The 7412-nt window shown below is 59.5% G+C and carries 3 protein-coding genes and 1 pseudogene; 3 read left to right on the top strand and 1 reads right to left on the bottom strand.

Annotated elements, in window-relative coordinates; translation table 11 throughout:
- The first annotated feature begins 431 nt into the window (after positions 1-431).
- Positions 432-578, top strand: a complete 147-nt coding sequence (locus AAAC48_RS27075) for a hypothetical protein (protein WP_340657163.1) — start codon at positions 432-434, stop codon at positions 576-578.
- Positions 579-874: 296 nt separating this feature from the next.
- Entirely contained in the window at positions 875-5575 is a 4701-nt protein-coding gene (locus AAAC48_RS27070) for an alpha/beta fold hydrolase (protein ID WP_340657162.1), read from the top strand.
- A gap of 18 nt (positions 5576-5593) precedes the next feature.
- On the opposite strand, the gene AAAC48_RS27065 is transcribed toward AAAC48_RS27070, so the two are convergent.
- Entirely contained in the window at positions 5594-6466 is an 873-nt protein-coding gene (locus tag AAAC48_RS27065; protein ID WP_340657161.1) for a phytochelatin synthase family protein, read from the bottom strand.
- A gap of 723 nt (positions 6467-7189) precedes the next feature.
- Between AAAC48_RS27065 and AAAC48_RS27060 the strand changes: the two are divergent.
- A pseudogene (locus AAAC48_RS27060) lies at positions 7190-7412 on the top strand (helix-turn-helix domain-containing protein); the annotation flags it as partial.

Here is a 7412-nt window from a genome sequence, read left to right as displayed (position 1 = left end):
GGGCACGGCGGTTCGCGCCGAGCAACCATCGGCGATTCTGAAATGAATACTGTCGGCCATGTTCGTCCGATGACTGGTTTTCGTGTCCCGAGCGATATGTATGCGCCAAGAGCGGGCACGCTTGCATGATCTGCCGGACCACCTGCTGCGCAACATCGGCATTTGGCCGTTCCGAGATCCTGTCCATCACCGGATTTGGCGCGAAGGAACTGTCACGGAGGCTGCGTGGTTGAAGGAAGATGGATGCTTGATCCACCCCGCTTCACTATTCGCGAAATACTGGGCGGCATTGCACGGCAATCGTCGCCTATAAGAAATCAGAAAGAGCCGTCCTCTTAGTTTCCATGCTCGCGCAAACGCTGGATACCATGGCGCAGCCGCATGCTCCAAACATGCCGCGGAATAACCGCTGCCCAACAAAGGAGCCAGCTATGAACATCTCGTTCGGTACATATTCTCGCCCGTCATCCTTCAAGTGGGATGACATTCGCAAGGGTCCTACTCTGGAAACGGTGCGCGAACACATCGATCGCGTCGTCAATTTCACCCGGTACAGTGGCATTGCCCGCAAACGCTAGGTGATGAACGGCCAAGGGCAAAGGGAGGGACGCATGGTGGCCTTCCCTTTCAATGGAGAGAAAGGGCAGCACCTCGTTCACACGCGGCCGCTGAAATCATCGCCGCACGCCTCCACGCCAAATCGGGTTCTGCGCGTCGAAAAGAGCCAACTCGAAATTCAGCGATCCCCATAAAGCTTGCAAACTGTCAGGCCAAATTCGGTTGCCAAGACGTGGCCGTGGAATGCGTTGTTGCGGATTGAAATGCTAGTCCGTAAAGTGTTCTCGCTAGCAAAATATTAGATGGGCGGGCCAGCTTGGATATCGCCATCACGGTTCTGGGAGATTTTTCGGTTTACCGGGATAAGGCAGCGATTTCGCTACCGCAATCGCGGAAAACCAGGGCGCTGCTCGCCTATCTGGCGGTGCTCGGGAAACCGCAGCGCCGCGAGCGGCTTTGCGAATTGTTTTGGGATGTCCCGGACGATCCGCGCGGTGCGCTTCGATGGAGCCTTTCCAAGCTGCGCCAGATTCTTAATGCAGACGGCGAGGAACGACTGCAGGCCGACCGCAACTTCGCGCATTTGAAACCGGGAACGTTTGTTCTCGATTACGAACTGATCAGAGGTCTTTCGTCCGAATCGATCGGAGGGCTTACTACCGAACGGCTCGGGGTAATCGCCGCGGCATTCACAGGGCCATTCCTTGTCGATCTCTATCTTCCGCACTGTTCAGCGTTCGAGGCATGGCGGGTCTATTGTTCCAACGAGATCGAAATCTTGCATCTGAAAACGCTTCGAACCCTAATCGACCGTCTCGGCGACGAACCGGAGCGGGCGCTGGCTTACGTGCACACCCTCCAGACGCTCCTTCCCGACGAGGACTTCGCAAAGGAGATAACCGGGATCAACGACCGAGCACGTCAGACGGCGGCAACCAGATCGGTGACGGAGGCCTTGTCGGCATCCCTGACGGGCAGCGCGGTTCGGTCGGCTGCCGAAGCGACAGCGGGGTTGCCTTCCGGGAACTGGCCGGCCGTGCTCGGGATTGGCGCCAGGAAGCAGTCGATACACTATGCCCACTCAAGTGACGGCACACGGATCGCCTATGCCGTGAACGGTTCTGGTCCGGTAATCGTGCGGGCGACACACTGGATGTCACATCTTGATTTCGATTGGGAAAGCCCGGTTTGGGGCCACTGGATCGACGCGCTGTCGGACGGCTTCACCCTGCTCAGATATGACGGGCGCCTGAACGGGCTGTCCGACACCACGGCGCAGAATACCTCACTCGACGCGTTCATTGCTGACCTGGAATGTGTCGTCGATGCCGCGGGTTTCAAACAATTCGTCCTGCTTGGAATTTCGCAAGGCTGCGCTCTATCGGTTGAATACGCGGCCCGACACCCCGAAAGGGTCGCCGGTCTCCTTCTTTACGGCGGCTATGTTCGGGGATGGCGCGCACGCGGCGATGCGAATGAAATCGGGCGGCGCGAAGCAATCGCGGCCCTGATTCGCCAGGGCTGGGGCCAGGACGATCCGATATTCCGTCAGCTATTCACCAATCTCTTCATCCCGGGCGCGAACCGCGTGCAGATGGACTGGTTCAATGAATTGCAGCGGCGGACGCTAACACCAGAAAATGCGTGGCGATTGTCCAATGCTTTCGCGGATATCGACGTGTCTGCCCGGCTCAATGAGCTACGTTTGCCCACCCTGGTTCTGCATGCGCGAGGCGATCGGGTTGCGCCACTGTCCGGTGGTCTTGCACTTTCCGGCGCAATCCCAGGTGCACGCTTCGTGGAGTTAGACAGTTTTAATCATATCTTGCTAGCCGAGGAGCCGGCGTTTCAGGAATTTGTAAGGGAGGCCACGGGTTTCGCCAACCAGGTGTTCGAAACCAAAGCGATCGTTGCGATCGACAAGCGCACCAGACGCCACGCGACGATCCTGTGCGCGGTCTTTGTGAGTCCGGTTCAGGCGACGGAAGAATTCTCCCCGGAAACGGCACTTGAAATCATCGATTCTCTGCTCTTGAAAGCTGTTGAGTTAGTGCGTGCGAATGGCGGGACGGTGCTCAGCGTTACGGACAACGAACTAATCGCGTCGTTCGGGGCGCCCGACGCGCAAGAAGGCCATGCCGCGCTCGCTTGCCGAACTGCACTCAAGCTGCGCGAGACGGCGCTTAACGAGCCCCAACCCATGACCAGGGTCCGCATAGCCATGGACACGGGCGTCGTGATCGTCGGTCAGGCGCGCGTGGTCGGAGCTGGCGCGCTGGAAGTGCGTGGTGGACCGGTGACGGTCGCCAATGCGCTGAGCCAGGCCCTACACCGGGATCTCGTTGCGGCGACCGAACGGACGCATACCTCGGCCGGCGGCTTTGTGAGCATGAAACCGCTGAGGTCACGAACCGTATCTGATTTTTCGAAGGACCAACGTCTTTACGAGGTGCTCGAAATAAATCGCGGCCGCTCGCGCTGGCAGTTGCGGTCCCAGAGGCGCCTCTCACCCTTCATAGGGCGAGAGATGCCTTTGCAAATCCTCAACAAAGCCTGGCGTGATGCGCAAGGCGGCGAGGGCCAGACGGTGATCGTTGTCGGTGCTCCTGGGCTCGGCAAGTCACGCGTCACGCATGAATTCGTCGGCGCAATTCCGCAAGACGAAGCCGAGCATCTCGAAGCAGGCGCGCTGGAAACCGATCTCCAGAATGGTTATGTCGTAATCCGAAAAGTCTTGCAGGGTCTGTTCGGGGTGGATGAGTCCGAGGCGCCATCGGCGGCGGTTGAAAAAGTGTTAGTTGGGCAGAGCGATCGCCGCTTTGACAAACGCCTGCTCGACCCCATCATGGCGGTCATGGAATTGCCGGCACAGGATCCGATCTGGGCGGGAATTCCCGCAAAGGAGCGATCGCGGCGAATGCAGGAAGCCGTGGTGGCACTGCTGCTGTTTCTCGCAAATACGAAACCCCTAGTCCTACTTGTCGAGGACCTGCACTGGATCGATCTCGAGAGCGAGGCGATCCTGGTGCGGCTGGCGGAAGCCGCCTCCACCGGTCGAATTCTCTTCATCTTGACCTGCCGGCCGGAATATGACCGCAGTGCGTTTTCCACCGCCAGTCCGGTGGAATTTCGGCTCTCGGCGCTCAACGCGGCCGAGACTGGCGAGCTACTCGATTATCTCCTTGGTAAGGATCCACAACTCGATCGTCTGCGCGCCGATCTGGCTGAAGTATGCAAGGGCAATGCGCTTTTTCTCGAGGAAACCGTCCGCGCGCTTGCCGAGACCGGCAAACTGCAGGGGGAGCCCGGCCGGTACTATCCTTCCGGCGAGGTCGACGAAATTATAGTATCGGCGAGCATCCATTCGATCATCGACGCCCGCTTCGAACGGCTCGACGCCGACGCCAAGCGGGTGGCCGAAGTTGCGTCGATATTTGGAGGCGAGATCCCGGCCGTGCTGTTGCGGAAACTGGCGGCTTTGCCCGGAACGCGCTTCGATGCCGCTCTGCAGATCCTAAAGAAGGCAGATTTGCTCGTCGAAGTGCAGGTTTTCCCAGAAATATTCCTCCGCTTCAAGCATGCTCTCATCCGCAATTCGATCTCCGAGCGAATTGTCTCGTCTGCACGTGTTGACCTCCACCGGGCGGCTTTGGCGGAACTCAAGGCGTATTATGTGGACAGGATCGAGGAGCATGCTGAACGCTTGGCGAGGCACGCGCAGGCGGCCCACCTTTGGGAAGAAGCTGCCACCTATCTGCTGATGTCGGCCTGGAAAGCGATCCGGCGCTCGGCGCATGCCAGCGCGCTGGCTCACCTGGATCTTGGAATCCGTTTGCTGAAGGGCAACCGCGACATTGCGGACGCCGAAAGGCGCGAAATTGAATTTCAGCTCGCCAGAGGCGTTGCTCTCATGGCAGCAAGGGGCTGGGGTTCGACAGAAGTGCTAGCGGCATTCGAACGTGCCGAGGAGCTCTGCGAGAGAACAGGGGACCAGTCACGCCTGTTTACGACGCTGCGCGGCCGCGCACAGTATTACATGATCAGCGGAAAACCGGCGGCGGCGCAGGAGCTCGCCTGCCGATGCGCCGAGTTGATCGAGGGCCGCTCCGATCCCGGTTTAGAGATCGAAACCGACCACATGTTCTGGACCAACAATTTCTTTCTCGGCCAAGTCTCGAGTGCGCTCAGGCATGCCGAGCGGGCGATCGACCGATATGACCCCGATCGCGACCATCACCTGACATACCTGTACTCCGGCCACGATCCGGGTGTGTGCAGCCGCTCTGTCGCTGGCCTATCTGCCTGGCTTTCCGGCGATCCTGTAACCGCCCGGCTGCGGTGCGACCAATCCATCGAACTCGCGGGTCGTTTTGAGCATCCGTTGACGACGGCTCTTGCATATTGGGGCCTGAGCTACCTGCACATGTTTGCCGACGAGCCCGAGCATGCGCTCGAAGCGGCCGAGCGCGAGCTGCAGATTTCTCGGGAGTTCCAGCTTCCGCTTTTGACCGGTCAGGCCGTTTTCCAGATCGGCTGGGCCCGGTTTTCGCTGGGGGAGCGCGAAGGCGGCTTGCGGCAGATGGACGATGCAATCACCTCCATTCGCGGAACAGGAGCCGAAATGGGACTGCCCTATTTTATCGGTCTCTATGCGGAGAGCGCGGCACTGGCGGGGAGGCTGGATGAGGCCGAGAAATCGATTGCCGCAGCTCTTGAGATCGGACGCCGCAACGGAAGCTATTTCCAGCTCCCCGAAGTGTTGAAGATCGAGGCAGAAATTCGTAGTCGTCGCGGCATTAGCCCGGTCGAAACAGAAAAGATCCTGTACCGCGCGAATGACGTCGCGGCCGCGCAGCATTCCGTAATGGGCCAGCTGCGGATATCGATAGAATTAGCGCGACGCCTTCGCGAACGCGGAGATGGTGAAAGCGCGCGCGGTTTGCTTGCGCCCCACTCGGACCTGATCGCGCGTCTCGGCGACAACAACGACGGGCGCGCCGCGCGAGAGTTTCTCTAGACTTAGACTTAGACTTAGCTAGTGGTGAGTTACGTCCGCGGGTTGGACGAGGACGATCCCGCGCGAGCGGCCCGAGCCTCCATCGACAGCCAGCATCGCCCGGTACATCAGTTGCATCGGTACCCAGGCGGGCGGATATTTGTAACGCGCCACGTCAAGCACGAGGACGCTGTCGGTGGGCTCGTCATAGGCGCCGATCGGTGACACATGGCCCGCGCCGGTCTGACCAAGGACCGAGCGGTCGTAGTTGACGATAACCCGCGTATCGTAGGCGGCCAGTCCCGCGATGATCGCCGTCCGCATAGCGTCGAGGCCCGTCTCCTCGGCAAAATGTACACGAGGGGTCACGCCGAGATTGCTGAAGAACTGCCCGATCTCAGCCAGTGTGAGCCCGTCGGTTACCACCGCCTCGAAGCTCTTCACCTGCTCGTTAGCGAGGACGAAGATGTTGTCCTGCGTGAAGTAAGGGTAAGGGTAGCGCGTCGGATCGAGAGGGCGCGGGATGCCGAGGCTGTTCAATGCGGCAGCCATGCTGGCGATAGAGCAGAAGGTAAGGAACCTCTCGCTCTCGACGTAGGAGTCGAGCATGAAATAGTCGCGGTTTTGGCGTGCGGACAGAAGGCGCCGCCAGCCTTCCTCCTCGACGATATAGATCACTCCGTCGGCCGCGCCGTCCGCAACGGCAGGATTCGTTCCGGCCCGCTGATCGTCTTTTCCAGAACCTTCAGGGACAGCTTCGGCGACGACGCGTCCGTCCAGGCCATCGGGGCGATCTCTGGTCAGAAGGGTAACTGTTGGACAGGTGGGGCAATCAGCGCCAGATCCAGCGGCCGGCATCAGGAGGAAGGCCCACAGAGCAAGGACACAGCCGACGATCGGGGAACGGATCATCCGAGAACTCCCTTGATGACGCTTGCCGGCCCACTGCAGGGGATGTTGCGGATCGGCCCCTTGCGTTGGTATTCGCTGGTCGAACGATCGCTTTGTCCTTGTCGCCGCCGCAAGAACGGTGCAGAGTAACGTAAGAGAAAAGCATATTGGCGACAAATGGTTTTCTGGTGGGGGAGTATTTTTATGCGAGCCTTGAGTAAAGTTCTATCGGACTTAGGGCTTGAGAATTACCTCGCCCTCTTTGACGAGAACGCCAGGGCAGACATCATTCGCTCCGACACGCTATCCGACCGCCTACGCCGTGTTACATTGGATAATCGCAGCCTTGATCATATCCCTCTTCTCCATGCAGTATATCAGGCTGTTTCGGGGAGAAGAGGTACATGGCCTTGTGAGAGAGCTGCATAAGTCTCTTGGCCTCGTGCTGATCGCGTTGATCCTGTTGCGACTGGTGCTTCGTGTATCTTCGGCTATGCCCCCGCGATTTCCCGACGCATCCAGGCTTCGCGCGATCGGTGCCCATCTCGTGCATATCGCCCTGTGGGGTCTCATGATGGCCGTTCCAGCTATGGGCGTTGCTTTTTTACTGGCGCGCGGTCGGGGCTCCGATCCGGCACCTTCAATGCCGATATCCTGGCATTCGTCTGAATGTTGATCCCGCGTAAGCTTCTTGCGCGCGCGGGCGGATCACTCGTGCAGCACACCTCCGTAAGAGTGTCCTTCATCGCACGGCTGACGCAGGCGAGGGACCAGATGGAGCGGCGTCTGCGTGGCCGCCGCTCATCCAGCAGCCTTCCAACCGCCATTGACCTGATCCTGTCGCGGCGATCGTGTCCGCCGCGATGATTGCCAAAGCGGCGAGAGTCACGCCGCGGGGAGCCCTCAACCTGATCGCCGAACTTGGGGTCCGCGAAGTAATGGGGAGGGGACGATATCTGTTGTTGAC

Source organism: Phyllobacterium sp. (genome assembly GCF_037994405.1).
Lineage (GTDB): Bacteria > Pseudomonadota > Alphaproteobacteria > Rhizobiales > Rhizobiaceae > Phyllobacterium.
This window is presented reverse-complemented; position numbering and strand designations above follow the sequence as displayed.

Coding starts and splice junctions, on each gene's coding strand:
- AAAC48_RS27075 (WP_340657163.1), top strand. CDS start 432: ATGAACATCTCGTTCGGTACATATTCTCGCCCGTCATCCTTCAAGTGG.
- AAAC48_RS27065 (WP_340657161.1), bottom strand. CDS start 6,466: ATGATCCGTTCCCCGATCGTCGGCTGTGTCCTTGCTCTGTGGGCCTTC.